The organism is Klebsiella sp. GN_Kp190 (assembly GCF_040061795.1).
GTDB classification, from domain to species: Bacteria; Pseudomonadota; Gammaproteobacteria; order Enterobacterales; family Enterobacteriaceae; genus Klebsiella; species Klebsiella michiganensis.
Genome location: NZ_JBEAFN010000009.1, coordinates 117,518 through 144,080 on the forward strand (window position 1 = coordinate 117,518; position 26,563 = coordinate 144,080).

At 58.0% G+C, this 26,563-nt stretch carries 19 protein-coding genes; 10 read left to right on the plus strand and 9 right to left on the minus strand.

Going from position 1 to position 26,563, the window contains the following annotated elements; translation table 11 throughout:
• Window positions 1-229 precede the first annotated feature (229 nt).
• The 6 genes from ABLU67_RS06770 to yfaU all read left to right on the plus strand — a co-directional run bounded on the left by ABLU67_RS06770 (window position 230) and on the right by yfaU (window position 6,431).
• Entirely contained in the window at window positions 230-772 is a 543-nt protein-coding gene (locus ABLU67_RS06770; protein WP_004123076.1) for a YfaZ family outer membrane protein, read from the plus strand.
• A 96-nt stretch (window positions 773-868) separates the two neighbouring features.
• Window positions 869-2,065 (plus strand): nicotinamide mononucleotide deamidase-related protein YfaY, encoded by a 1,197-nt coding sequence (locus ABLU67_RS06775; protein ID WP_049069295.1) that lies wholly within the window; start codon window positions 869-871, stop codon window positions 2,063-2,065.
• 204 nt (window positions 2,066-2,269) lie between these two features.
• Window positions 2,270-3,052, plus strand: a complete 783-nt coding sequence (locus tag ABLU67_RS06780; RefSeq protein ID WP_049083374.1) for an IclR family transcriptional regulator — start codon at window positions 2,270-2,272, stop codon at window positions 3,050-3,052.
• Window positions 3,053-3,065: 13 nt separating this feature from the next.
• Window positions 3,066-4,271, plus strand: a complete 1,206-nt coding sequence (rhmD, locus tag ABLU67_RS06785) for an L-rhamnonate dehydratase (protein ID WP_014839100.1) — start codon at window positions 3,066-3,068, stop codon at window positions 4,269-4,271.
• Between the two features lie 52 nt (window positions 4,272-4,323).
• Window positions 4,324-5,613: an MFS transporter gene (locus tag ABLU67_RS06790; protein ID WP_004852770.1), complete on the plus strand. Its 1,290-nt coding sequence runs from the start codon at window positions 4,324-4,326 to the stop codon at window positions 5,611-5,613.
• 14 nt (window positions 5,614-5,627) lie between these two features.
• On the plus strand, window positions 5,628-6,431 hold the full coding sequence (yfaU, locus tag ABLU67_RS06795; protein ID WP_014839099.1) for a 2-keto-3-deoxy-L-rhamnonate aldolase: 804 nt from the start codon (window positions 5,628-5,630) through the stop codon (window positions 6,429-6,431).
• A gap of 22 nt (window positions 6,432-6,453) precedes the next feature.
• Here yfaU and glpC read toward each other — a convergent pair whose 3' ends face one another.
• Genes glpC through glpA form a run of 3 tightly spaced genes read right to left on the minus strand, consistent with a single transcriptional unit; the run spans window position 6,454 to window position 10,500 of the window.
• Window positions 6,454-7,632, minus strand: a complete 1,179-nt coding sequence (gene glpC, locus ABLU67_RS06800; RefSeq protein ID WP_348852220.1) for an anaerobic glycerol-3-phosphate dehydrogenase subunit GlpC — start codon at window positions 7,630-7,632, stop codon at window positions 6,454-6,456.
• On the minus strand, window positions 7,629-8,888 hold the full coding sequence (gene glpB / locus ABLU67_RS06805) for a glycerol-3-phosphate dehydrogenase subunit GlpB (protein ID WP_038424727.1): 1,260 nt from the start codon (window positions 8,886-8,888) through the stop codon (window positions 7,629-7,631). The genes glpC and glpB overlap by 4 nt, the downstream gene beginning before the upstream one ends.
• Window positions 8,878-10,500, minus strand: a complete 1,623-nt coding sequence (glpA, locus tag ABLU67_RS06810) for an anaerobic glycerol-3-phosphate dehydrogenase subunit A (RefSeq protein ID WP_047723184.1) — start codon at window positions 10,498-10,500, stop codon at window positions 8,878-8,880. The genes glpB and glpA overlap by 11 nt, the downstream gene beginning before the upstream one ends.
• A 271-nt stretch (window positions 10,501-10,771) precedes the next feature.
• On the opposite strand from glpA, the gene glpT reads away from it, so the two are divergent.
• The gene (glpT, locus tag ABLU67_RS06815; RefSeq protein WP_004852762.1) at window positions 10,772-12,118 is read left to right on the plus strand and encodes a glycerol-3-phosphate transporter; all 1,347 of its coding nucleotides are present in this window, start codon (window positions 10,772-10,774) and stop codon (window positions 12,116-12,118) included.
• A 9-nt stretch (window positions 12,119-12,127) separates the two neighbouring features.
• Window positions 12,128-13,195, plus strand: coding sequence for a glycerophosphodiester phosphodiesterase (gene glpQ, locus ABLU67_RS06820; protein ID WP_348852221.1), 1,068 nt, complete (start codon window positions 12,128-12,130; stop codon window positions 13,193-13,195).
• 4 nt (window positions 13,196-13,199) lie between these two features.
• Here glpQ and ABLU67_RS06825 read toward each other — a convergent pair whose 3' ends face one another.
• From ABLU67_RS06825 to ubiG, 6 genes are all read right to left on the minus strand, one after another.
• Window positions 13,200-14,156 carry a LysR substrate-binding domain-containing protein gene (locus tag ABLU67_RS06825; protein ID WP_348852222.1) on the minus strand — a complete coding sequence of 319 codons (957 nt, stop codon included), beginning with the start codon at window positions 14,154-14,156 and terminating at the stop codon, window positions 13,200-13,202.
• A 44-nt stretch (window positions 14,157-14,200) separates the two neighbouring features.
• Window positions 14,201-15,745, minus strand: coding sequence for a GMC family oxidoreductase N-terminal domain-containing protein (locus tag ABLU67_RS06830; RefSeq protein WP_128334782.1), 1,545 nt, complete (start codon window positions 15,743-15,745; stop codon window positions 14,201-14,203).
• Window positions 15,746-15,915: 170 nt separating this feature from the next.
• Window positions 15,916-16,170, minus strand: coding sequence for a class I ribonucleotide reductase maintenance protein YfaE (gene yfaE, locus ABLU67_RS06835; protein ID WP_004104002.1), 255 nt, complete (start codon window positions 16,168-16,170; stop codon window positions 15,916-15,918).
• A complete protein-coding gene (nrdB, locus tag ABLU67_RS06840) occupies window positions 16,170-17,300 on the minus strand; it encodes a class Ia ribonucleoside-diphosphate reductase subunit beta (RefSeq protein ID WP_004852757.1) in 1,131 nt (376 codons plus the stop codon). The genes yfaE and nrdB overlap by 1 nt, the downstream gene beginning before the upstream one ends.
• 103 nt (window positions 17,301-17,403) lie before the next feature.
• A complete protein-coding gene (gene nrdA, locus ABLU67_RS06845) occupies window positions 17,404-19,689 on the minus strand; it encodes a class 1a ribonucleoside-diphosphate reductase subunit alpha (RefSeq protein WP_004852755.1) in 2,286 nt (761 codons plus the stop codon).
• 344 nt (window positions 19,690-20,033) lie between these two features.
• Window positions 20,034-20,762: a bifunctional 2-polyprenyl-6-hydroxyphenol methylase/3-demethylubiquinol 3-O-methyltransferase UbiG gene (ubiG, locus tag ABLU67_RS06850; protein ID WP_014230217.1), complete on the minus strand. Its 729-nt coding sequence runs from the start codon at window positions 20,760-20,762 to the stop codon at window positions 20,034-20,036.
• Window positions 20,763-20,947: 185 nt separating this feature from the next.
• On the opposite strand from ubiG, the gene gyrA reads away from it, so the two are divergent.
• Together gyrA and rcsC are read left to right on the plus strand one after the other, a co-directional pair.
• Window positions 20,948-23,581, plus strand: a complete 2,634-nt coding sequence (gyrA, locus tag ABLU67_RS06855) for a DNA topoisomerase (ATP-hydrolyzing) subunit A (RefSeq protein WP_004852752.1) — start codon at window positions 20,948-20,950, stop codon at window positions 23,579-23,581.
• 130 nt (window positions 23,582-23,711) lie between these two features.
• A complete protein-coding gene (gene rcsC, locus ABLU67_RS06860) occupies window positions 23,712-26,558 on the plus strand; it encodes a two-component system sensor histidine kinase RcsC (RefSeq protein WP_207172382.1) in 2,847 nt (948 codons plus the stop codon).
• Window positions 26,559-26,563: the final 5 nt, after the last annotated feature.

Below are 26,563 nucleotides of genomic sequence, written 5' to 3' on the forward strand. Positions count from 1 at the left end.
TTTACGACGACGAAATAAGCTGGAGCCTATTTGTATAATAAAGGCTGAGACCCAGCAATTTGACCCTGACTATTGAATTGATATCTGAGACCGTTAACAAGGCTCCCGAAGCAACTGGTTACAATCACGCGGTAAAAGCGCGCTATAACGCATTGATTCCTTAAAACGGAGCAGTACAATTTCGCGGTTTTTTGGGATTTTCTTATTATTATTTTCTGGATAGATAAAAATGAAAAAAAGCATATTTATGGCCCTGGCCGGCATGATGTTCGTCTCGACGGCGGCAAATGCGATCAGCGTCAGCGGGCAGGCCGGCGAGCACTACACTAACCTTGGCGTCGGATTCGGTACGGAATCGACCGGCCTGGCGGTAACCGGCAACTGGCTGCACAATGATGACGACGGCGATGCGGCGGGGCTGGGATTGGGCCTGAACATTCCCCTGGGGCCATTCCTGGCCACCGTGGGCGGAAAAGGCGTTTACACCAACCCGAACAATGGCGATGAAGGCTACGCGGCGGCGGTTGGCGGCGGTCTGCAGTGGAAAATCGGCGACAGCTTCCGTCTGTTCGGCGAATACTATTACTCTCCCGATTCACTCTCCAGCGGTATCGACAGCTATCAGGAAGCCAATGCCGGCGCGCGCTTTACCATTATGCGCCCTCTGAGCATCGAAGCCGGTTACCGCTACCTTAACCTGGCGGGTAAAGACGGCAACCGCGATAACGCGGTCGCGGACGGTCCGTACGTCGGCGTCAACGCCAGCTTCTAATCTCTCCGGCGCGGTATTCCGCCGCGCCTGATTTTCAGGCTTTTTCACCAGCCGCTTTGCGATATAGTATTTCTACTTATCAGGCTGGAGTTCACAATGTTAAACGTGGAAATGCTGTCCACCGGCGATGAAGTGCTGCATGGGCAAATCATCGACACCAATGCCGCGTGGCTGGCGGATTTCTTTTTTAATCAAGGATTACCCTTAAAGCGTCGCCATACCGTGGGTGACGACCTCGACTCCCTGGTGGCGATTTTACGCGAGCGCAGCGAACACGCTGACGTGCTGATCGTTAACGGCGGCCTGGGGCCGACCAGCGACGATTTGAGCGCGCTGGCCGCGGCGACGGCCAAAGGCGAAGGGTTAATTCTGCACGAAGATTGGCTGGAAACCATGACCCGTTTCTTTGCCGAGCGCGGAAGACCCATGGCCGCCAGCAATCGTAAACAGGCGGAAATTCCGCAAAGCGCCGAGATGATCAACAACCCGGTCGGGACCGCATGCGGTTTTGCTGTGCAGCTAAACCGCTGCCTGATGTTTTTTACTCCCGGCGTGCCTTCCGAATTTAAGGTGATGGTTGAACAGGAAATCTTACCGCGCCTGCGCGAACGTTTCCCGCTATCCGCTGCGCCGCTGTGTTTGCGCCTGACCACCTTCGGCCGTTCCGAAAGCGAACTGGCGCAGAGCCTCGACCATCTGCAGCTGCCACCGGGCGTCGTGATGGGCTATCGCTCCTCAATGCCGATTATCGAACTGAAGCTGACCGGGCCTGCCGAACAGCGCGAGGCGATGCTGGCGCTGTGGCCGGAAGTGCAGAAGGTGGCCGGAGAGAGCATGATTTTCGAAGGTACCGAAGGCCTGCCTGCGCAGATCGCCCGTCGCCTGCAGCAGCGTCAGCTAAGCCTGACGCTGAGCGAGCAGTTTACCGGTGGTCTGCTGGCGCTTCAGCTTTCTCGCGTCAACGCTCCGCTGTTGGCCAGCGAAGTCATTCCGGCGCAGGAGGAGACCCTGGCGCAGTCTGCGCGCTGGGCGGCGGAACGGCGCGAAAAACACTTTGCCGGCCTGGCGCTGGCGGTAAGTGGTCAGGAGAGCGATCACCTGAACTTTGCGCTTTCCACGCCGGACGGCACCCACGCGCTGCGGGTGAAATTCACCGCCAACCGCCACAGCCTCCAGGTGCGTCAGGAAGTGTGCGCGATGATGGCCCTCAACATGCTGCGCCGCTGGCTGAACGGCCAGCCGGTGGCCGGTGAACACGGCTGGATTAACGTCGTCGAATCTCTCTCAGCGTAAACCCACCTCCGCGTCGGGAGCCCCTCCCGGCGCGCGATGAGTCCAGCCTGTTGTACTAGCTTTAAAAAATTCTGTGCACTATCTCGCATTTTTTCCCCTCTGAACGTCCACCCGGCTGGAATAGCGTTGTCATTTGAAGTCGCTCACAATTTACACGCCCGACAACCGCAACACTGATTCCAGTATTCAGGATTGGAGTCCAGTATGTTGGAATCAAGCAAAGTCCCGGCGCTGACCCGCGCCATTGATATTCTCAATCTGATCGCCCGCATCGGCCCCTGCAGCGCGGCGACCATTATTGACGAACTGGGTATTCCGAAAAGCACCGCCTATCTGCTGCTGGGAGAGCTGAAAAAACAGCGCTTCCTCAGCATGGATAATCAGGATAACTACTGCCTGTGGACCAAGCTGGTTGAGCTGGCCGGGCAGGCGCTGAGCAAAATGGACCTGCGCGAACTGGCGCGCCCGCGCCTGACGCAGCTGATGGATCAGTGCGGGCTGCTCTGCCACCTGGGCATCATCGACAGCGGCAACGCCTACTACATTCTGAAGATTGAATCCCCGGCCACCATCAGCGTGCGTTCGCACGAAGGTAAGAGCCTGTCGTTATATCGTTCCGGCATTGGTAAATGCCTGCTGGCCTGGCAGCCCGAGCGGGTTCAGGAGTCGATTATCAGCGAGCTACAGTGGGAGCGGACGACGCCAACCACCATCACCAGCGCCCAACAGCTTCGTGATGAACTGGGCCGTATTCGCGCCCGCGGCTGGAGCTTTGATAACGGCGAAGACTATCCCGATGTTCGCTGCGTGGCGGCGCCGGTTTTTAATGCCAATAACGAGCTGACCGCCGCCATTTCCGTGGTGGGTACCCGTCTGCAAATCAATGAAGACAATCGCGATTACCTCGCCGGTAGGGCGATTGCCTGTGCCAAAGATATTTCCCGTCTGCTGGGGTGGAAAAGCCCCTTCGAACAACAAGCCTCATAATAAGGAGAAGATCATGACCCTACCGAAAATTAAACACGTCCGCGCCTGGTTTATCGGCGGTGCTACCGCAGAGAAAGGTGCTGGCGGCGGCGATTATCATGACCAGGGGGCAAATCACTGGATTGACGATCATATCGCCACGCCGATGAGCAAATATAAACAGTATGAACAGTCCCGCCAGTCGTTTGGCATCAACGTTCTCGGCACGCTGATCGTTGAGGTCGAAGCCGAAAACGGGCAGACCGGTTTTGCGGTATCGACCGCCGGCGAAATGGGCTGCTTTATCGTGGAAAAACACCTCAACCGCTTTATCGAAGGCAAGTGCGTCAGCGATATCAAACTGATCCATGACCAGATGCTCAACGCCACCCTGTACTACTCCGGATCCGGCGGCCTGGTGATGAATACGATTTCCTGCGTCGACCTGGCGCTGTGGGATCTGTTCGGCAAAGTGGTGGGATTACCGGTATACAAACTGTTGGGCGGCGCGGTACGCGATGAAATTCAGTTCTACGCCACCGGGGCGCGTCCGGACCTGGCGAAAGAGATGGGCTTTATTGGCGGCAAGATGCCGACCCACTGGGGGCCGCACGATGGCGACGCGGGGATCCGCAAAGATGCCGCCATGGTGGCCGATATGCGCGAAAAGTGCGGCCCGGACTTTTGGCTGATGCTGGACTGCTGGATGAGCCAGGACGTTAACTACGCCACTAAACTGGCCCACGCCTGCGCGCCCTCTAATCTTAAGTGGATCGAAGAGTGCCTGCCGCCACAGCAGTATGAAGGCTATCGCGAGCTGAAACGCAATGCCCCGGCCGGCATGATGGTCACCAGCGGCGAGCACCACGGCACGCTGCAATCCTTCCGCACGCTGTCGGAAACCGGCATCGATATTATGCAGCCTGACGTAGGCTGGTGCGGCGGCCTGACCACGCTGGTGGAGATTGCGGCGATCGCCAAATCGCGCGGCCAGCTGGTGGTGCCGCACGGCTCGTCGGTCTATTCGCATCATGCGGTTATTACCTTTACCAACACGCCGTTCAGCGAATTCCTGATGACCAGCCCGGACTGCTCAACGATGCGTCCGCAGTTTGACCCGATTCTGGTTGATGAGCCGGTACCGGTGAACGGGCGCATTCATAAAACCGTTCTGGATAAACCGGGCTTCGGCGTGGAGCTGAACCGCGACTGCAACCTGAAACGTCCTTATAGCCACTGATCCCGTCGTGCCGCACAGCGTTGATGTGCGGCCTATTGTTGAGGATATTACGATGAGCAACGCCTTGCTTGAGAGCGTGGTGAAGAAAAACCGCGCCCGTTTGATCCCCTTTATGCTGGCGCTGTACGTGCTGGCGTTTCTTGACCGTTCGAATATCGGCTTTGCCAAAGAGACCTACCAGTTGGATACCGGTCTGAGCAACGAAGCCTATGCGCTGGGGGCAGGGATTTTCTTTGTGGTCTACGCCTTTCTCGGGGTGCCCGCTAACCTGCTGATGCGCAAATTCGGCGCAAGAAAGTGGATCGGCTGCACCACCTTGCTGTGGGGGCTTCTCTCCGCGGCGATGGCGTGGGCGGATACCGAAGCGAAGTTTCTGCTGGTGCGCACCCTGCTGGGCGCCGCGGAAGCGGGTTTTTTCCCGGGCATGATCTACCTGACGTCCCAGTGGTTTCCGCAGCAGAACCGCGCCAGCATTATGGGGCTGTTTTATATGGGCGCGCCGCTGGCGCTGACCCTCGGGTCGCCGCTCTCTGGCGCGCTGCTGGAAATGCATGGTTTTATGGGGCATCCCGGCTGGTTCTGGATGTTTATCATTGAGGGGCTGCTGGCGGTCGGCGCGGGGTTCTTCACCTTCTTCTGGCTCGACGATACGCCGCAAAAGGCGCGCTTCCTGAGCGCTGCCGAAAAACAGGCGTTAATCAGCGAGCTGGCCAGCGAAGAGCAGAAAAAGGTGACCTCGCGTTTGTCCGATGCGCTGCGTAACGGCCGCGTCTGGCAGCTGGCGATTATCTATCTCACCATTCAGGTGGCGGTTTACGGCCTGATCTTCTTCCTGCCAACCCAGGTTGCCGCGCTGCTCGGCACCAAGGTGGGGTTCGTGGCGTCGGTGGTGACCGCGATCCCGTGGGTGGCGGCGCTGTTCGGTACCTGGCTGATTCCGCGCTACTCCGACCGCACCGGCGAGCGGCGTAATGTGGCGGCATTCACCCTGCTGGCGGCGGCAATTGGCATTGCGGTCTCCGGGCTGGTGTCGCCGGTGCTGGCGATTATCGCGCTGTGCGTTGCCGCCGTCGGCGTCATTGCCGTGCAGCCGGTCTTCTGGACCATGCCGACGCAGCTGTTGTCCGGTACGGCGCTGGCCGCTGGCATCGGCTTTGTGAACCTGTTCGGCGCTATCGGCGGGTTTCTGGCGCCCATTATCCGCGTCCAGGCTGAAACCATGTTCGCCAGTGATTCTGCCGGATTAGTGACGCTCGCCTGCGTGGCGATTGTCGGGGTGGTTATTATCTTTTCACTGCGCGTGAACCGCGCCGTGCCGCAGGCTGGCAGCGTACAGCATTAATGTAAGGGAGAACTATGAACGCAATTTTATCGAACCCATTTAAAGCGGGATTATTACAAGGGGAAGCGCAAATTGGCCTGTGGCTGAGCTCGACCTCTTCTTATATGGCTGAGATTGCCGCCACCTCGGGTTACGACTGGCTGCTGATTGACGGCGAACATGCGCCCAATACCATCCAGGATCTTTATCATCAGCTGCAGGCCATTGCGCCCTACGCCAGCCAGCCGGTCATTCGCCCGGTAGAGGGCAATCGCAGCCTGATTAAACAGGTGCTGGATATCGGCGCCAGAACGCTGCTGATCCCCATGGTCGATACCGCCGAACAGGCGCGGGAAATTGTCTCGGCTACCCGCTACCCGCCGCTGGGTACCCGCGGGGTGGGGGCCGGAGTGGCCCGCGCCGCGCGCTGGGGACGGGTCGAAAACTATATGGCGCAGGCCAACGATGAGCTGTGCCTGTTGATTCAGGTAGAGAGTAAAACGGCCCTCGATAATCTGGATGCGATCCTTGAAGTGGAGGGCATTGACGGCGTGTTTATCGGCCCGGCGGACCTGTCGGCCTCGCTGGGCTACCCGGATAACGCCGGTCATCCTGAAGTGCAGCGGGTTATTGAACAGAGCATCCGCCGCATTCGCGCGGCGGGTAAGGCGGCCGGATTCCTTGCCGTCGATCCGGAGATGGCGCACAAAGCGCTGGCGTGGGGGGCGAATTTTGTTGCCGTTGGCGTCGATACCAACCTTTACACCAGCGCGCTGGATAAACGGCTGGCGATGTTCAAGCCGGTAGCCGAACAGGCGGAGGGAAAGGGGAGCTACTAGCCCCCCGGTGTTGGCGCTGGCGTCAGGCCAGCGCCTGTGCCAGCAGGGTGATGGGGTGTTCGCAGCGTTTGCTGGTGGACATCTCTATCTGCCATTTGCAGGTTTCACAGTCGGTCACCACCAGATCCGCGCCGCTCTCCTCAATTTGCCGGAACAGCGGCGCGCCCATCGCCTGCGATGAGTCGTAGTTCTCCGCCTTGAAGCCGTATGTGCCGGCAATACCGCAGCATTGCGAGTCGAGTACCTCCAGCTGCAAGCCGGGGATCAGCCGCAATAGCTCAAGGGTATACAGCGACCAGCCCATTTTTTCCATATGGCAGGGCGTGTGATAGACCACCTTCAGCGGCAGCGTTTTTAGCTTCAGAGGCCGCCCATTATCCAGCTGACGCCAGAGCCAGCGAGTCGCCAGCTCAATCCGGTCGCGGATATCGTGATTATCGATATCAAGGAGATGCGGATATTCATCGCGCAGCGTAAAGGTGCAGGTCGATGAAGTCGCAATAATGGGCAGACTATTTTCCCGCATCGCGATGACGTTGCTCAGCGCCTGCTTGCGCGCTTTCGCAAAAAAACCGTTGGCAATCAGCGGTACGCCGCAGCATTTCTCTTTGCTCAATAACTGCACCCCGATGCCCATGGCGTTGAACACGCGGATAAGATCTTTGCCCAGCTGCGGATTGTTGTAGTTCACATAGCAGCCGTGAAAAAACGCCACCTGCTCGGTGTACTGCCCCTGCCGGGCGGCCAGCTGACGATACGCGCGGCGAAAGGTACCAAAGCCATATTTCGGCAGCGTGCGGCGGTGATCGATTTTAAGCGCGGCATCAAGGATTTGGCGTACCGGCCTCAGCCCGGTGGCGGCGTTGACCAGCGGGGCAAACGGCGTGGAGAGGGTGCCCATCAGGTCGGTATGGCTGAGGATCGCATCGCGCAGCGTGGGCTTTTGCCGACCGTGCTCCATGCGTGCTCGCTGGATAATATCGCCAATTTTGACGTCCGAAGGGCAGGCAACTTCGCAGCGTTTACAGTTGATGCAGTATTTCAATGCCTCGTCGTAGAGCGCGCCGTCTTTCAGGCGTAGGCGTTCGCCGTCCGGCCCGGCCTGTTTTGGCCCCGGATAGCGCGGATTAACCCGGCTGACCGGGCAGGCGGTGGTGCAAACGGTGCATTTTATACAGTGTTCAAAGCGCGTGTCGTTCATGATTCACCTCCGGCAAGCTCGCCGATTAACCCAGCGGCATGCAGCGCGGTCACCGCGCAAACGCCGCCGCCGCATCCCAGCGCGATGGCGTCAAAACCACCGAGGATCGCGCCTACGGCGAACAGATTTTCCAGCGTCTGCCCCTGAAGCTGCGGGCGCAGATCCGCATCGGTTTTCAGGCCGAAACGCTGCCAGGGCTGAGAGGCAAAAAAGTCCTGCTGATACCAGCGCTCGCGCGGCAGCGTCTGCTGCAGGTCAAGGCCGAGGATCGGCTCGCGCACGCCGCTGCGCTCGGCGACCAGCCCGTTGCTGAAAAAGCTGCCGCTGGCCAGCACCGCGAAGCGCGGGCGCAGCGGGATATCGCCGTGATTGCGCGTCCAGATCGCGTTAACGCTACCGTTGCGGTGGCTGATATCGATGACTTCATCCCCGGTCAGCCAGGTCCCGCCGCTGCGGATAAATTGCCGCTGCAGCTGGGCGTGCAGGCGCATCCCCGGCACCGACGGCGGCAGCGTAGGCAGCAGGCGCAGCGGGCAGGGCAGGCGCTGCTGCAGCCACTGGTACAGGCGATCGTTGGCGAGGCCAAAGCAGGCGGGCATAATCAGTAAATTATGCCGCTGCGCCAGCGGGCGCAGCGCCGCCAGCAGGGCCGGCCAGTGCGCTTCATCGTCCAGCCGGCGGGCAATATTGGCGGCACGAAATTCGGATGGGCTATCGCGCAGCACATCGAGGAGAGGTAAATCTATCTCATGGGCTTCGGCGGTCACGCCGTGCTGGTTCAGAGAGGCGGCGGCAAGATGCGGCTGGAAGTCGCCGAATCCGCTGATGCCGACCACGCCGACGCCGCTGGCGGGCAGCGGCGCGGTGGCGATTTCCTGCGGAGATAGCCAGGCCGCGCGTAAGGTTCCCAGCGGCGTCACGCGCAGATGCGGCTGGCTGGCGTCGCCCTGCATGGCGATACCGCAGTCGGCAAACAGCGCCTGACTCTGGCGGGCGTAATCCATCACCCGTTCGGCGCCGAGCCTGGCATAGGGATGTTCGGGAAGCTGGCGGGCCAGCTGGCCGATGCCGTGAGCGACATCGGTGACGGTGTCGCCATTCGGCAGCGTGGTAAGCAAATCCAGCGAGGCGGAAGAGAAGTGCAGGGCGCTTTGGCCGCGGCTGATAATCACGCTGCGCAGGCCGCGCTGGTTGAGCGCCAGCCCGCAGAGCAGTCCGGCGAGGCCGCCGCCGATGATGGCGCAATCAAACTTCATCCTGATGCTCCTTTTGTAATCCGCACAGGCCGAGATAGACCCAGCGGGTGAACTCGCTTTCGCGCAGCGCGTCCCCCCAGGCCACCGGCTGGACGCCTTTCCAGCGTTCGTTCAAAAATTGAGACAGCTGGGTAAGGGATCGAGCGGAAGTGGTGACGTTAAAACGCGCGAGCAGCCCGGCGGCGCGGCAGGCGCACAGTTCGCCCTGACAGGTTCCCATGCCGACGCGGGTGCGGCGGCGCAGGTCGAGCAGGTTTTTCACCGCCAGGTTTTCGACCGCGTACTGAACCTCGCCGGCGGTCACCGCCTCGCATTCGCAGACCAGGCTGCGGTGCTGGCGGCTATCGCCAAGCCAGGCCGGGGTGCGATCGCCGTGGCGATAGATGGCCGACCCGCGCAGCGACGCAGGTAAAGAGATGATTTTGCGTAGCGTGGCTTCCGCCGGCTCCTGCGAGCCCGGCAGCGGCGTATCGGCGGTCGTACAGGGGACGGTATTTCCGAGCTTGCGGCAGAGCGCATCCGTGGCCCACTCCGCCATCAGACGATAGGTCATCAGCTTACCGCCGGTGATGGTGATGAAGCCCTCCAGTCCGTCGCGCCGGGCGTGGTCGAGCAGCACAATACCGCGACTGACGCTGCGCCCGCTGGGATCGTCATCGCTGGCGACCAGCGGACGTATGCCGGAGTAGGCGCGCAGTACCCGCGTCCGCCCCATGATCGGCGCCAGCTTTTCCCCTTCGCGCAGCAGCGTTTCGACCTCCTCGGCCGTTACCCGGTTGTCGTCAATTTCGTCATAGGGAATATGCATCGAAGTAGTGCCAATCAGCGAAATAGTATCGCCGGGCACCAGGATATCGGCGTCAGCCGGTTTGCGGCAGCGGTTGATAACCTGACGGTTAATGCGGTGGTCGAGGATTAACAGCGATCCTTTTGCCGGAAACATCGAGATGCGCAGGTCGGCATACTCTGCGATGCGCTGCCCCCAGATCCCGGCGGCGTTGACCACCACCTGCGCGCGCAGCGTGCGCGATTCACGGAGCTGATGGTTGTAGATCGTGACGCCATGGACGCGATCGCCCTGACGCAGCAGGCCGGTGACTTCGCAGCCGGTGAGGATAGCGGCGCCATGTTCGCGGGCATCGAGCATATTTGCGGCGGTGAGGCGGAAAGGATCGACGGTGCCGTCGGGGACCTGCACCGCGCCGAGCAGCGCCGGGTTAACCGCAGGCTCAATGCGCAGCGCCTCGGCGGGCGTCAGAGGCTGGGCCTCAATACCCGCCTGCTGGCAGGCGGTGATAAAGGTGTGCTGATATGCCGGATCGTCTTCCGGCAAGGTAATAAACAGGCCGCTGGTGGGCTCAATGCAGTGCCGGGCGATGCGGCGTAAGATGCGGTTTTCGCTGATACACTCCCGCGCCGATTCGCTATCGGTTACCGCATAGCGCGCGCCGCTGTGCAGCAGGCCGTGGTTGCGGCCGGTCGCCCCGGTGGCGATATCGTAGCGCTCAACCAGCGCCGCCTTCAGCCCGCGCAGCGCGCAGTCGCGCGCGATCCCGGCGCCGGTGGCGCCGCCGCCAATAATAATGACGTCATATTCACGACTATCGGCCATCTCCCTGTCCTCTGTGTTCGTTTTACATCATTTAGCCATATCGACCGCGTTTAATGTTTGATTTCGAGCATATTTGCGCGTAATTCGAGCGTTTGTTGTGACTTTATGCGCATATTGGAAAGTTCTGTCATATTTCTGTAACAAAGTGTGCGACATTTCACAGTATTAGATTTACGCTTTGCCTACTATCGCGACCAAATCAGAAGTCAGTGAATAAATTACGTTTTTTTGCGACGACGTCAGAAGAACAGCAATGGCCACGGAGGCTGATATGTTAAGTATATTTAAACCCGCAGCGCATAAAGCGCGTTTGCCAACGGCGGAAATCGATCCGCTATATCGTCGATTACGCTGGCAGATCTTTATCGGTATCTTCTTCGGATATGCCGCTTACTATTTGGTTCGTAAGAACTTTGCTTTGGCGATGCCCTATCTTATCGAGCAGGGGTTCTCCCGCGGCGATCTCGGCTTTGCGCTTTCCGGTATCTCTATCGCCTACGGATTTTCGAAATTCATCATGGGCTCGGTTTCTGACCGTTCGAATCCGCGCATTTTTTTACCGGCAGGCCTGATCCTTGCCGCGCTGGTGATGCTGGTGATGGGCTTCGTCCCCTGGGCGACCTCCAGCATTATGGTGATGTTCGTCCTGCTGTTCCTGTGCGGCTGGTTCCAGGGAATGGGCTGGCCGCCGTGCGGACGTACGATGGTGCACTGGTGGTCGCAGAAAGAGCGCGGCGGTATTGTTTCGGTATGGAACTGCGCGCACAACGTCGGCGGTGGGATCCCGCCGCTGCTGTTTCTGCTGGGTATGGCGTGGTTTAACGACTGGCACGCGGCGCTGTATATGCCGGCTTTCGGCGCGATCCTGCTGGCGATTTTCGCCTTCGCGATGATGCGCGATACTCCGCAGTCCTGCGGCCTGCCGCCGATCGAAGAGTACAAAAACGATTATCCTGACGACTACAGCGAGAAGCACGAAGAAGAGCTGACCGCAAAGCAGATCTTTATGCAGTACATCCTGCCGAACAAGCTGCTGTGGTACATCGCCGTCGCCAACGTGTTTGTTTATCTGCTGCGCTACGGCATTCTTGACTGGTCGCCGACCTACCTGAAAGAGGTTAAGCACTTCGCGCTGGATAAATCGTCCTGGGCCTACTTTCTTTATGAATACGCGGGGATCCCGGGCACCCTGCTGTGCGGCTGGATGTCGGATAAAGTGTTTAAAGGCAACCGCGGCGCGACCGGCGTCTTCTTTATGACCCTGGTCACCATCGCCACCGTCGTCTACTGGCTGAACCCGCCGGGTAACCCGGGCGTGGATATGGCCTGTATGATCATCATCGGCTTCCTGATTTACGGTCCGGTGATGCTGATTGGCCTGCATGCGCTGGAGCTGGCGCCGAAAAAAGCCGCCGGCACCGCCGCGGGCTTCACCGGCCTGTTTGGCTATCTCGGCGGCTCCGTGGCCGCGAGCGCCATCGTTGGCTATACCGTCGATTTCTTCGGCTGGGACGGCGGCTTTATGGTGATGATCGGCGGCAGCGTGCTGGCGGTCCTGCTGCTGATTATCGTGATGCTGGGTGAACGACGCCATCACCAACAGATGAAACAAGCTTAAGGAGCGGCGATGAAAAGCACATTAACCACCCTGATGAGCGGAATGCTGCTGGCCGCGACGGCGCTCTCTTTCAGCGCCGGCGCGGGGGAGAAAATCGTTATCGCCCACCGCGGCGCCAGCGGCTATCTGCCGGAACATACCCTGCCGGCGAAAGCGATGGCCTACGCGCAGGGGGCGGACTACCTCGAGCAAGACCTGGTGATGACGAAAGACGACCGGCTGGTGGTGCTGCATGACCACTATCTGGATCGGGTGACCGACGTGGCCCAGCGTTTCCCGCAGCGGGCGCGTCAAGATGGCCGCTTCTACGCCATCGACTTTACCCTCGCCGAGATAAAGTCGCTGAAGTTTACCGAAGGGTTTGAGCCGAAAGATGGCAAGAACGTGCAAACTTATCCGGGCCGTTTCCCGATGGGTAAATCTGATTTCCGTATTCATACCTTTGAAGAGGAGATTGAGTTTGTGCAGGGGCTGAACCATTCGACCGGCAAAAACATCGGCATCTACCCGGAGATCAAAGCGCCGTGGTTCCACCATCAGGAAGGCAAGGACATTGCCGCCAGCACGCTGAACGTGCTGAAGAAATATGGCTATACCGGCAAGCAGGATAAGGTTTATCTGCAGTGCTTTGACGCCAACGAGCTCAAGCGCATCAAACAGGAGCTGGAGCCGAAAATGGGGATGGATCTCAATCTGGTGCAGCTTATCGCCTATACCGACTGGAATGAGACCCAGCAGCGGCAGGCCGACGGCAAGTGGGTGAACTACAGCTATGACTGGATGTTCAAACCGGGGGCGATGGCGCAGATCGCGCAGTACGCTGACGGCATTGGCCCGGACTACCATATGCTGGTGGCGGAAGGCTCGACGCCGGGTCACGTGAAGCTGACGGCGATGGTGAAAGAAGCCCATGCCAGCAAGCTGCAGGTGCATCCGTATACGGTCCGCGCGGATCAGCTGCCAGCGTATGCAGCGGACGTGAATCAGCTTTACGACGTTCTGTATAACCAGGCGGACGTGGACGGGTTGTTTACGGATTTCCCGGATAAGGCGGTGAAGTTCCTCAATAAAAACTAAGCCATTAATCAGGGGCGCTTGCGCCCCTGTTCCAGAGGGGCAGCAGCTCGGCCAGTCGTAACTGTTTTTCCCACTCTGGCTCTGGCCCCAGCTTTTCCGCAACCTCGTTGACCAGCGCCTGAATCACTGGCGAGGCGCGACGCGTCTGGCGATACAGCGCCACAATGTTGCCACCCTCCGGCTGCCAGTCGGGTAAAACAATTTTTAGCTCTCCCCGCATTATCGCTTCAGCGCCTAAAAATAGCGGCATGACCACAATCCCAAGCCCCATTCTGGCGGCCTCCAGCAGGCTGAAGGCGTTATCCGAACGCAGACGATTTTTGACCCGCCAGGTCTGACGCTGCCCGTTATGCAGCAACTGCCAGCAGCCGCCCGGCGCGCGATGGGTATATAGCAGCCCGTCGTGCTGCTCCAGTTCAACAGGATGCAAAGGCGTGCCCCGTTGCGACAGATAGTCCGGGCTGGCGCAGAGCCAGGTCAGGTTGCGCGCCAGCGTTCGGGCGATGAGCGTTGAGTCCGGGACGAGACCGAGGCGGATGGCGATATCAAAGTCGGGCTGGTGCATATTGATCTGCCGGTCCTCCGTCGCGATATCGAGAGACAACCCCGGATGGTCGCGGATAAAACCGGCCAGAATTGTCGATAGATGGGTGGTCATAAACGTATGCGAGGTGGCAATCCGCAGCCCGCCCCGAAGCTCGCTGCGTGACGGGGCCACCGCCTCTTCTGCCAGCGTGACTTCGTCAAGCAGCCGTACGCACTCCTGATAAAATAGCAGGCCCGCCTCCGTGAGGCTAAGCCGTGGCCCGCGCTCCAGTAAGCTGGCGCCAAGCCGTTTCTCCAGCATCTTGACGCGCTGGCTGACTACCGATTTTGATGTCCCCAATTTTGCCGCCGCGCCGACAAAGCTCAGAGACTCAACAACCGAAACAAACGTGCTCATCTCCACGAACTTGTTCACACAGGCGCTCCTTTTTCGGGTCTTGCGGTTGACTATGCCTCGTTCTATGCGCCAGAAAAACGGCTGGCGAGATATTCTGCCGCCATGATCGCATCCGGATTGGTCGCCTGAGAGGGAACGTCCGGGAACAGCGAGGCATCGACGACAAACAGCCCGGCAATACCGAAAACTTTCCCGCAGGCGTCCACGACGGCGATGGGATCGCTTTCGTTCCCCATCGGCGCGGTCGCGCTGAGGTGCAGGTTACTTTTCACCGTCTTACGCTGTTCTTCTGCTATCTGCTGGTCAGTTTCTGCCAGTGTACCGCCTTTTACCATCGGGACTTCGCCAATCACCAGCGTCTGTAGCGGACCTTCCTGCACCAGCGCCCGGGATAATTTCACCGCTTCGACCATTCGCGTGACGTCGCGCTCGTCGCCCAGTAAATTGAGATCGATACGGGGGCCGAGCAGCGGGTTGCGGCTCGCCAAAGTCAGACGCCCGCGGGCAAAGGGGCGCGCCACGGTGAAAAAGAGCTGGAAACCCGCACCATATGGAAATAGTTCAGGATCGACGAAGTGGTTATTGCTGATATAGAGATCCAGTTCGTTGGCTGCCGCCAGCGAAGATTGCGTCCAGAGCGTTGTGCCTATAGGGGGATAACTGGCATGCTCAGCGGACGTTGCCAGCATGATCCCGTTCACGGGTTGTTCCTGCAAGTTGCGCCCAACGGGGAGATCCTGTTTCACCGTGATCTCCAGATGGCGTAAATCGTCCGCAGGGCCAATGCCGGAGCGCAACAGAATCGCTGGCGTACCGGCCGCGCCGGCGCACAGGAATACGTTGTCGGTAGCGATCTGTGTTCCGTCCGCCAGCTGTACGCCGTTCACGCGCGAACCTTCAATCAACGCTTTATCCACGACCGTCATGCCGACAATCGACAGATTCTTGCGCGCGCGAACGTCTGCCGTCAGGTAGACCATGGCGGTATTTTGCCGGATGCCGTTGACAACATTGACCGGGTAGACCGCGACGCCGTGCTGCTGCGCGCCGTTGATATCGTCAACGGCGGCGAAGCCGTGAGCGCGGCAAGCATGATAAAACGCCTGGCTCGCCGGGCTGAGCGTTTCCAGCGCCGGTAACCGCACCGGAACCGGGCCGTGGCGACCATGCCAGCGATCGTCGCCATAGTCGGCGTTTTCAAGTCGTTTGAACCAGGGTAAGACCTTATCGAACGACCAGTCGCTCAGGCCGCGCTTGACCCAACGGTCAAAATCAGATTTGGGGGCGCGAACAAACGCGCCGGCATTGATCGTTGACCCGCCGCCAAGTACTTTTGCCCGCAGGTGACCGGCCGTGTGATCGGTTCCCGTTGCTACCCCGCGCTCCCAGACGTAATCGCCGCCACCAACAGAGTGGCTTTGCGCCAGCTCGTCCGGCCAGGCATCAGGGGCAAAAACGGGGCCGCCTTCCAGCAGCGCTACCTGGCAATCGGGGTTCTCGCTCAGACGTGCGGCGAGTACTGCACCCGCAGAACCCCCGCCGACCACGATGACGTCGTATGCTTTTTTCAGTCCGTTGGCGCAGTTTTCCTGTTTGACGGAAGCCATTTTTTCTCTCCTCATGAATGTCGTGACGCAGAGCATCAGCCAGCGTTGCTGCGACCATTGCTGATGGCCTTATCCGGTGGCTTATACAGGTAGAGTAGGCGGAGTGGGGGGAGGTGAACAGGGAAAGGAAGACGAACCCTGTAAAGAATGGGAATGCGTTTCAGACTGGCTTACATCTCAATTTCGATATCGCCTTTTGCCCGGCAGCAGCAGGGCAGAATCTCTCCCGGCTGGACAAACGCCAGCGGTTCGGTGAGCCAGTCAACCTGCCCCGAAACCAGCCGTAGACGGCAGGAGCCGCAGTAGCCTTCGCGGCACTGATACTCCACGTCGATATTGTGCGATTCCAGAGCCGCCAGCAGGGAGGGATGTTCATCCTGACACTCAAGGCGAGTGTCAGAAATCTTCAAAAAAATGCGTTTCATCAGAGCTGGAAGTTGCTCAGATCGTCGGCGTCGACTTCGGAATCGATCTGTCCGACGAGGTAAGAACTGACTTCCACTTCCTGCGGCGCGACCTGCACGTTATCGGACACCAGCCAGGTGTTGATCCACGGGATCGGGTTGGAGCGGGTCTGGAACGGCAGATCGAGACCTACCGCCTGCATGCGGATGTTGGTAATGTACTCAACGTACTGGCAGAGAATATCTTTGTTCAGGCCGATCATCGAACCGTCGCGGAACAGATAATCCGCCCACTCTTTTTCCTGCTGCGCCGCCTGCACGAACAGGTCGTAGCACGCCTGTTTGCACTCTTCGGCGATTGAAGCCATCTCCGGATCGTCGACGCCGGAACGCAGCAGGTTCAGCATGTGCTGAGTGCCGGTCAGGTGCAGCGCTTCGTCGCGAGCGATCAGACGGATAATCTTGGCGTTACCTTCCATCAGCTTGCGCTCGGCAAAGGCGAAAGAGCAGGCGAAGCTGACGTAAAAACGGATGGCTTCCAGCGCGTTCACGCTCATCAGGCACAGGTAGAGTTTCTTTTTCAGCTCGCGCAGGTTCACGGTAATGGTTTTACCGTTCACGCTGTGGGTGCCTTCGCCCAGCAGATGCCAGTAGCTGGTCAGCTCAATCAATTCATCGTAATAGCTGGAAATGCCTTCCGCGCGTTTCTGAATCTGCTCGTTGGTGACGATATCGTCAAACACCATCGCCGGATCGTTAACGATATTGCGGATGATATGGGTGTAGGAGCGCGAATGTATGGTCTCCGAGAACGCCCAGGTTTCCACCCAGGTTTCCAGCTCCGGAATTGAAATCAGCGGCAGCAGGGCGACGTTCGGGCTGCGGCCCTGGATGGAGTCCAGCAGCGTCTGATATTTCAGGTTACTGATAAAAATGTGTTTTTCGTGTTCCGGCAGCGCCTGATAGTCGATACGGTCGCGGGAAACGTCAACTTCTTCCGGACGCCAGAAGAAGGAGAGCTGTTTTTCAATCAGCTTTTCGAAGATGTCATATTTTTGCTGATCGTAGCGGGCGACGTTCACCGGCTGACCGAAGAACATCGGCTCTTTGAGCTGGTCATTTTTCGTCTGTGAAAAGGTGGTGTATGCCATGAGTGGGGATCCTGTCCTGGAATTATACGCCGGGCGGCGCTTCGCTAGCCCGACCTACATTAGACCGTAGGCCCGGCAGGCAACGCGCCGCCGGGCAATATTATCAAATCTTACATGCGCCGCTTTCGCAGCCGTCGTCCTGGATGGACGGCGCCAGGTCATCCTGGGCATCTTCCGCGCCATCGCGCGTGTTGTGATAGTACAGCGTTTTGACGCCGAACTTATAGGCATTGAGCAAGTCTTTCAGCAGCTGCTGCATCGGCACTTTGCCAGACGGGAAGCGCGTCGGATCGTAGTTGGTGTTAGCGGAAATCGACTGGTCGATAAACTTCTGCATAATACCGACCAACTGCAAGTAACCGTCGTTGTTCGGCATTTCCCACAGCAGCTCGTAGCCGTTCTGCAGTTTTTCGTAATCCGGCACCACCTGGCGCAGGATACCGTCTTTTGACGCTTTGATGCTGACGTGACCGCGCGGCGGCTCAATGCCGTTGGTGGCGTTGGAGATCTGCGAAGAGGTCTCGGACGGCATCAGCGCGGAGAGCGTGGAGTTACGCAGACCGTGCGTTTTGATCGACTCGCGAAGCTGCTCCCAGTCGTAATGCAGGGATTCGCTGACGATAGCGTCCAGGTCTTTTTTGTAGGTATCGATCGGCAGAATGCCTTTCGCATAGGTGGTTTCGTTAAACCACGGGCACGCGCCTTGCTCGATAGCCAGCTCGTTAGAGGCTTTCAGCAGGTAGTACTGAATCGCTTCGAACGTTTTATGCGTCAGGTTGTTAGCGCTGCCGTCAGAGTAGCGTTTACCGTGCTTCGCCAGATAGTAGGCAAAGTTAATCACCCCAATACCCAGCGTACGACGGCCCATCGCGCCGCGTTTGGCCGCCGGGATCGGGTAGTCCTGGTAATCCAGCAGGGCATCCAGCGCGCGAACGGCCAGCACCGCCAGCTCTTCCAGCTCATCAAGGCTATCGATAACGCCGAGGTTGAAAGCGGACAGGGTACACAGCGCAATTTCACCGTTTTCGTCGTTTACATCTTCCAGCGGCTTGGTTGGCAGGGCGATTTCAAGGCACAGGTTGGACTGGCGCACCGGCGCGACAACCGGGTCAAACGGGCTGTGGGTGTTGCAGTGGTCCACGTTCTGGATGTAGATACGGCCGGTGGAGGCGCGCTCCTGCATCATCAGCGAGAACAGTTCTACCGCTTTAATGCGCTGCTTGCGGATGCTGTCGTCCTGCTCGTATTGGGTGTACAGGCGCTCAAACTCGTCCTGGTCGGCGAAGAACGCATCGTACAGGCCCGGGACGTCGGACGGGCTGAACAGGGTGATATCGCCGCCTTTCAGCAGACGGGTGTACATCAGCTTGTTGATCTGTACGCCGTAGTCCATGTGACGAACGCGGTTGGCGTCGGTACCGCGGTTGTTTTTCAGCACCAGCAGGCTTTCGACTTCCAGATGCCACATCGGGTAGAAGAGGGTCGCCGCACCGCCGCGGACGCCGCCCTGGGAGCAGGATTTCACCGCCGTCTGGAAGTGCTTATAGAACGGGATACAGCCGGTATGGAAAGCTTCACCGCCGCGAATCGGGCTACCCAGCGCGCGGATGCGGCCGGCGTTGATGCCGATACCGGCGCGCTGAGAGACGTATTTCACAATGGCGCTGGAGGTGGCGTTAATAGAGTCCAGGCTGTCGCCGCACTCGATCAGCACGCAGGAGCTGAACTGACGGGTCGGGGTACGCACGCCGGACATAATCGGCGTCGGCAGCGAAATTTTGAACGTCGACACCGCGTCATAGAAACGCTTGATGTAGTCCAGACGCGTCTCGCGCGGGTAGTTGGAGAACAGGCAGGCGGCAACCAGAATGTACAGGAACTGGGCGCTTTCATAGATCTCACCGGTGACGCGGTTCTGCACCAGATATTTGCCTTCGAGCTGCTTAACCGCAGCGTAGGAGAAGGTCATATCGCGATCGTGCTCGATGAACGAGTCCATCTGCTTGAACTCTTCTTCCGTGTAGTCTTCCAGCAGATGAGTATCGTATTTGCCGTTTTTCACCATTTTCGACACGTGGTCGAACAGCGCTGGCGGCTCAAACTGGCCGTAGGCTTTTTTACGCAGGTGGAAAATCGCCAGACGGGCGGCGAGATACTGGTAATCCGGCGCCTCGCGGGAGATAAGGTCCGCGGCGGCTTTGATAATGGTTTCGTGAATGTCGGCGGTTTTAATGCCGTCATAGAACTGAATGTGGGAACGCAGTTCTACCTGGGAGATGGATACGTTATTCAGCCCTTCTGCCGCCCAATCCAGCACGCGGTGGATTTTATCGAGATTGATGCGCTCGGTGCTACCGTCACGCTTTGTCACCAGCAGACTCTGATTCATGTGGATTATACCTGTCCGTGAAAGAAAATATCCCCCACTTATCCACAGAACGCCGTTGTGACTAACTCTGTGGATAAATACTATATGTAGGGGGTGGTCGATAAAAGAAACGCTATATGGTGAGTATTCTAGTAAGGATTCTTTTGAGTACAAGAGTTGATTTTGACGTTAAATTGAGGTTGCGGAAGGGTAATAATCGCCAAGTCCACGCCACATAAGGCCTGGAGAAGATGTCAATAAATCAGAAAAAAAAATGAAAATTTGATCGAGTGCTGATTTCTTCATCGGAAGAAAAAATCACGCGGCTTGATGCCGCGCAATCATCATAGGAAATACAGCTGACGTTATGCTTTTTTCGCCGTTGTATGCAACATATAGTTAACATCCACCCCTGGCGCCAGCTTGAAGGTATTGGTCAACGGATTGTAATGAAGACCGGTAATATGCTGCTCTTTCAGAATTGTCTCATCTACCCAGCCGATCAGCTCCGCGGGCTTGATGAATTTCTTCACGTCGTGGGTTCCCTTCGGCACCATTTTCATGATGTATTCGGCGCCGACGACCGCCATCAGCCACGCTTTACCGTTGCGGTTAATGGTTGAGAAGAACACCTGACCGCCAGGTTTGACCAGCCGCGCGCAGGCGTGGACGACCGACTGCGGATCCGGGACGTGCTCCAGCATCTCCATGCAGGTAACGACGTCGTACTCTCCGGCATGCTTCGCCGCGTGCTCTTCAACGGTTTCCTGGACATATTCGACCTGAATCCCGCTCTCCAGGGCGTGCAGTTTCGCCACCTGTAGCGGTTCGAAGCCCATATCCAGACCGGTCACCGCTGCACCTTCCCGGGCCATGCTTTCCGCCAGGATGCCGCCGCCGCAGCCGACATCAAGTACTTTTTTGCCAAACAGGCCGCCGGAGCGCTCCGCGATATAGCCGAGGCGTAGAGGATTGATGCGATGTAACGGCTTAAATTCGCCCTCTAAATCCCACCAGCGCGAGGCGACGGCTTCAAATTTAGCGATTTCATTATGATCAACATTGTGGGCCACCGACGGTTTTTCGGCATTCATGGGCGCTTTTACTCCTGTTCAGTTCAGACCCGCGAGTATATCAGGCCTCAGGGATGAATAAACCGTCTATCCCTGTCGCCTTTCGCCGCGCGAAAATCATTGGGTATAGGTTTACCCGTATCACCGCGGCTGTGTTATAATTTGCGACCTTTGAATCCGGGATACAGTAGAGGGATAGCGGTTAGATGAGCGACCTTGCGAGAGAAATTACACCGGTCAACATTGAGGAAGAGCTGAAGAGCTCCTATCTGGATTATGCGATGTCGGTCATTGTTGGCCGTGCGCTGCCGGATGTCCGAGATGGCCTGAAGCCGGTACACCGTCGCGTACTATACGCCATGAACGTATTGGGCAATGACTGGAACAAAGCCTATAAAAAATCTGCCCGTGTCGTTGGTGACGTAATCGGTAAATACCACCCTCATGGTGATACTGCCGTGTATGACACCATTGTACGTATGGCGCAGCCATTCTCCCTGCGCTATATGCTGGTAGATGGCCAGGGTAACTTTGGTTCGGTCGACGGCGACTCCGCCGCAGCGATGCGTTATACGGAAATCCGTATGTCGAAGATCGCCCATGAGCTGATGGCCGACCTCGAAAAAGAGACGGTGGATTTCGTCGATAACTATGACGGCACGGAAAAGATCCCTGACGTTATGCCGACCAAAATCCCGAACCTGTTAGTCAACGGTTCGTCAGGTATCGCGGTAGGTATGGCGACCAATATTCCGCCGCACAACCTCACCGAAGTGATCAACGGCTGTCTGGCCTACGTTGAAAATGAAGACATCAGCATTGAAGGGCTGATGGAACACATCCCAGGTCCGGACTTCCCGACCGCCGCGATCATCAACGGTCGCCGCGGCATTGAAGAGGCCTATCGTACCGGTCGCGGTAAAGTGTACATTCGCGCGCGCGCGGAAGTGGAAGCTGACGCGAAAACCGGCCGCGAAACCATCATCGTGCATGAAATTCCGTATCAGGTGAACAAAGCGCGCCTGATTGAGAAAATCGCCGAGCTGGTCAAAGACAAACGCGTCGAAGGCATCAGCGCGCTGCGCGACGAGTCCGATAAAGACGGTATGCGCATCGTGATTGAAGTGAAGCGCGATGCGGTGGGTGAGGTGGTGCTGAACAACCTCTATTCGCAGACCCAGCTCCAGGTCTCCTTCGGTATTAACATGGTTGCTCTGCACCATGGTCAGCCGAAGATCATGAACCTGAAAGAAATTATTGCCGCGTTCGTGCGCCATCGCCGCGAAGTGGTGACCCGTCGTACGATTTTTGAACTGCGTAAAGCCCGCGATCGCGCGCACATCCTCGAAGCGCTGGCGATTGCCCTGGCCAACATCGATCCGATTATCGAACTGATTCGCCGCGCGCCGACCCCGGCGGAAGCGAAGGCTGCCTTAATCGCCCGTTCATGGGATCTGGGCAACGTTTCCGCGATGCTGGAACGCGCCGGCGATGACGCCGCCCGTCCGGAATGGCTGGAGCCCGAGTTCGGCGTACGCGACGGCCAGTACTACCTGACCGAACAGCAGGCGCAGGCGATTCTGGATCTGCGTTTGCAGAAGCTGACCGGCCTTGAGCATGAAAAACTGCTCGATGAATACAAAGAGCTGCTGGAACAGATCGCGGAACTGCTGCACATTCTGGGCAGCGCCGATCGCCTGATGGAAGTTATTCGCGAAGAGCTGGAGCTGGTCCGTGAACAGTTCGGCGACGCGCGCCGTACCGAGATCACCGCTAACAGCGCGGATATCAACATTGAAGACCTGATCAACCAGGAAGATGTTGTCGTGACCCTTTCGCATCAGGGCTACGTGAAGTATCAGCCGTTGACCGACTACGAAGCCCAGCGTCGTGGCGGTAAAGGTAAATCTGCGGCGCGTATCAAAGAAGAAGACTTTATCGACCGCCTGCTGGTGGCCAACACCCACGATACGATCCTCTGCTTCTCCAGCCGCGGTCGTCTCTACTGGATGAAGGTTTATCAGCTGCCGGAAGCCAGCCGCGGCGCGCGCGGTCGTCCGATCGTCAACCTGCTGCCGCTGGAAGCCAACGAGCGTATTACCGCGATCCTGCCGGTCCGCGAATACGAAGAGGGCGTGAACGTCTTTATGGCGACCGCCAGCGGTACCGTGAAGAAAACGGCGCTGACTGAATTCAGCCGTCCGCGTTCCGCCGGTATTATCGCGGTTAACCTCAACGAAGGCGACGAGCTGATTGGCGTCGATCTGACCTCCGGTCAGGACGAAGTCATGCTGTTCTCCGCCGCCGGTAAAGTGGTGCGCTTTAAAGAGGACGCCGTCCGCGCGATGGGCCGTACCGCCACAGGCGTGCGCGGCATCAAGCTGGCCGGCGAGGACAAAGTGGTTTCTCTGATCGTTCCGCGCGGTGAAGGCGCCATCCTGACCGTTACGCAGAATGGCTACGGTAAACGTACCGCAGCTGAAGAGTATCCCACTAAGTCGCGTGCGACCCAGGGCGTTATCTCAATCAAAGTGACCGAACGCAACGGTTCCGTTGTGGGCGCGGTGCAGGTTGATGACTGCGACCAGATTATGATGATCACCGACGCGGGCACGCTGGTACGAACCCGCGTATCTGAGGTGAGCATTGTCGGTCGTAACACTCAGGGCGTGATCCTGATTCGTACTGCGGAAGATGAAAACGTGGTCGGCCTGCAGCGCGTGGCTGAGCCGGTTGATGACGAAGAGCTGGATGCCATCGACGGCAGCGCGGCGGAAGGCGACGAAGATATTGCGCCGGAAGCGGATACTGACGATGACATCGCCGAAGACGAAGAGTAATTCTCTGCGGTAATTGTCTGAAAGGGTCGGGGTTCTCCCCGGCCCTTTTTGTTTTCCCGTTGCGGGACCGTTGTTTTATCGTTACCTTAACGCCATTCTGTTGAGCCCCTGACGGCCGAGCATCGCCACATTGAAATATCTAGCTTCTTTCCATAACACGTTAAAGGTTTCACGCTATCTGTTCAGAGCGCTGGCGATACTGCTGTGGGTGCTGGTCGCTTTTGTTTCGGTGTTTTACATCGTCAATGCGTTGCACGATCGCGAATCGGAAATTCGCCAGGAATTTAACCTCAATGCCGATCAGGCGCAGCGCTACATACAGCGTACGGCCGATGTGATCAAAGAGCTGAAATACGTTGCCGGCAACCGGCCGATGGACGGTAGCGAAGGCGGCGATACGCCGGTGCAGCGCGGCGATATTACGATCCCTAATTTTGAACCGCTCTACCCGGATTCCGACTGCGCGCTGATGAGTACGACCTGGCGTAACTCGCTGCAGTCACTGGCGTGGTTTATGCGCTACTGGCGCGACAATTTCTCAACGGCCTACGACCTCAATCGTATTTTTATGATTGGCAGCGACAATCTGTGTATGGCCAACTTCGGCCTGCGCGATATTCCGCTGGAGCGGGACCAGGCGTTAAAAGTGCTGCATCAGCGTATTGAGCAGTATCGCGACGCGCCGCAAAACGAGCGCGGTAACAATCTGTTCTGGATAAGCCAGGGCGTGCGTCCGGGCGTTGGCTATTTTTATGCGCTGACCCCAATCTATGTGGCGAACCGCCTGCAGGCCATGCTCGGCGTAGAGCAAACCATCCGCATGGAAAGCTTCTTTACCCCAGGCAGTCTGCCGATGAACGTGACGATTCTCGACGATAACGGACAGACGCTGATCTCGCTTGCCGGGTCGGACAGCAATATTAAACCGGATGCGAAGTGGATGCAGGAGCGTCTGTGGTTCGGCTATACCGCCGGTTTTCGCGAGCTGGCGATGAAAAAAAGCCTGCCGCCGTCATCGTTGAGCATTGTCTATTCGGTGCCGGTGGATCAGGTGCTGGAACGCATCCGGATGCTGATACTGAACGCCGTGGTGCTCAATCTGCTTACCGGCGGGCTCCTTTTTGCGCTTGCCCGCATGTATGAACGGCGGATTTTTATTCCGGCTGAAAACGACGCCCAGCGCCTCGAAGAGCACGAGCAGTTCAACCGAAAAATCGTTGCCTCCGCGCCGGTGGGGATCTGTATTTTACGTACGATCGACGGCACCAATATCCTGAGTAACGAGCTGGCGCATAACTATCTCAATATGCTAACCCATGAGGATCGGCAGCGGCTGACGCAAATTATCTGCGGCCAGCAGGTGAACTTTGTCGATGTGCTGACCAGCAACAATACCAATCTGCAAATCAGCTTTGTCCACTCGCGCTACCGTAACGAGAACGTGGCGATTTGCGTGCTGGTGGATGTCTCGGCGCGCGTCAAAATGGAGGAGTCGCTGCAGGAGATGGCCCAGGCCGCCGAGCAGGCCAGCCAGTCGAAATCGATGTTCCTTGCCACCGTCAGCCACGAACTGCGAACGCCGCTGTACGGGATTATCGGTAACCTCGATTTATTGCAGACCAAAGAGCTACCGAAGGGCGTCGATCGTCTGGTGACGGCGATGAACAACTCTTCCAGCCTGCTGCTGAAAATTATTAGCGACATCCTCGATTTCTCGAAAATTGAGTCCGAACAGCTCAAAATTGAGCCGCGGGAGTTTTCGCCGCGCGAGGTCATGAACCATATTTCCGCCAACTATCTGCCGCTGGTGGTGCGGAAACATCTCGGGCTGTACTGCTTTATTGAACCTGACGTACCGCAGCTGATGTCCGGCGATCCGATGCGCCTGCAGCAGGTTATTTCAAACCTGCTGAGTAACGCGATTAAGTTTACCGATACCGGCTGCATTATCCTGCACGTAGAGCGGGCGGAGGATTATCTGCGCATCAGCGTACGCGATACCGGGGAAGGGATCCCGGCGAAAGAGGTCGTACGCCTGTTTGACCCGTTCTTCCAGGTGGGGACCGGCGTGCAGCGCAATTTCCAGGGGACCGGACTCGGTCTGGCGATTTGTGAAAAGCTTATCAGCATGATGGATGGCGATATTGCCGTTGAAACCGAGCCAGGTATGGGCAGCCGCTTCACTATTCGTATCCCGCTTTATGGCGTACAAAATACGCCGTCGCCGAATATTGATGGCCTGGCGGAAAAATGCTGTTGGCTGGCGATTGATAACAGCTCGCTGGCGCTGTTCGTCGAGCAGTTGCTGAAATATCACGGTATTCCGGTCCGTCATTTTGACGGGCAAGCGCCGGGCGCGGAGGATATTCTGTTGACCGATAGCGAGACGCATGACGCCTGGGACGGCGGCGCGATGGTGATCTTCTCTCGTCGGCATATCGGTATTCCACAGGAGCGGGCGCCCGGCGAGTGGCTGCATAGCGTGGCCACGCCGCACGAGCTGCTGCCGCTGCTGGCCCGCATCTTCCATATTGCCATGGCCAGTACGGAAAACGGCCCTGCGCTATCCGCGGCGGATGCGCAAACCGCCAGCAATGATGACATGATGATTCTGGTGGTGGACGATCATCCGATTAACCGACGTCTGCTGGCCGATCAGCTGGGATCGCTGGGCTATCAGTGCGTGACGGCAAATGACGGGGTCGATGCGCTGAATGTCCTGAGCAAGCAGCATATTGATATCGTGCTCAGCGACGTCAACATGCCGAATATGGATGGTTATCGCCTGACCCAGCGCATTCGCCAGCTAGGGCTTACGCTGCCGGTTATTGGGGTGACCGCCAACGCGCTGGCGGAGGAGAAGCAGCGCTGCCTGGAGTCCGGTATGGACAGCTGCCTTTCAAAACCGGTCACTCTGGATATTATCAAGCAGACGCTAACGGTCTACGCCGCGCGGGTACGTAAGGGCAGGGAATAAAAGAC

Bases quoted from the DNA above. Each gene is read 5' to 3' on its own strand.
- ABLU67_RS06770 (WP_004123076.1), top strand. From the start codon at position 230: ATGAAAAAAAGCATATTTATGGCCCTGGCCGGCATGATGTTCGTCTCG.
- ABLU67_RS06775 (WP_049069295.1), top strand. From the start codon at position 869: ATGTTAAACGTGGAAATGCTGTCCACCGGCGATGAAGTGCTGCATGGG.
- ABLU67_RS06780 (WP_049083374.1), top strand. From the start codon at position 2,270: ATGTTGGAATCAAGCAAAGTCCCGGCGCTGACCCGCGCCATTGATATT.
- rhmD (WP_014839100.1), top strand. From the start codon at position 3,066: ATGACCCTACCGAAAATTAAACACGTCCGCGCCTGGTTTATCGGCGGT.
- ABLU67_RS06790 (WP_004852770.1), top strand. From the start codon at position 4,324: ATGAGCAACGCCTTGCTTGAGAGCGTGGTGAAGAAAAACCGCGCCCGT.
- yfaU (WP_014839099.1), top strand. From the start codon at position 5,628: ATGAACGCAATTTTATCGAACCCATTTAAAGCGGGATTATTACAAGGG.
- glpC (WP_348852220.1), bottom strand. From the start codon at position 7,632: ATGAACGACACGCGCTTTGAACACTGTATAAAATGCACCGTTTGCACC.
- glpB (WP_038424727.1), bottom strand. From the start codon at position 8,888: ATGAAGTTTGATTGCGCCATCATCGGCGGCGGCCTCGCCGGACTGCTC.
- glpA (WP_047723184.1), bottom strand. From the start codon at position 10,500: ATGGCCGATAGTCGTGAATATGACGTCATTATTATTGGCGGCGGCGCC.
- glpT (WP_004852762.1), top strand. From the start codon at position 10,772: ATGTTAAGTATATTTAAACCCGCAGCGCATAAAGCGCGTTTGCCAACG.
- glpQ (WP_348852221.1), top strand. From the start codon at position 12,128: ATGAAAAGCACATTAACCACCCTGATGAGCGGAATGCTGCTGGCCGCG.
- ABLU67_RS06830 (WP_128334782.1), bottom strand. From the start codon at position 15,745: ATGGCTTCCGTCAAACAGGAAAACTGCGCCAACGGACTGAAAAAAGCA.
- yfaE (WP_004104002.1), bottom strand. From the start codon at position 16,170: ATGAAACGCATTTTTTTGAAGATTTCTGACACTCGCCTTGAGTGTCAG.
- nrdB (WP_004852757.1), bottom strand. From the start codon at position 17,300: ATGGCATACACCACCTTTTCACAGACGAAAAATGACCAGCTCAAAGAG.
- nrdA (WP_004852755.1), bottom strand. From the start codon at position 19,689: ATGAATCAGAGTCTGCTGGTGACAAAGCGTGACGGTAGCACCGAGCGC.
- ubiG (WP_014230217.1), bottom strand. From the start codon at position 20,762: ATGAATGCCGAAAAACCGTCGGTGGCCCACAATGTTGATCATAATGAA.
- gyrA (WP_004852752.1), top strand. From the start codon at position 20,948: ATGAGCGACCTTGCGAGAGAAATTACACCGGTCAACATTGAGGAAGAG.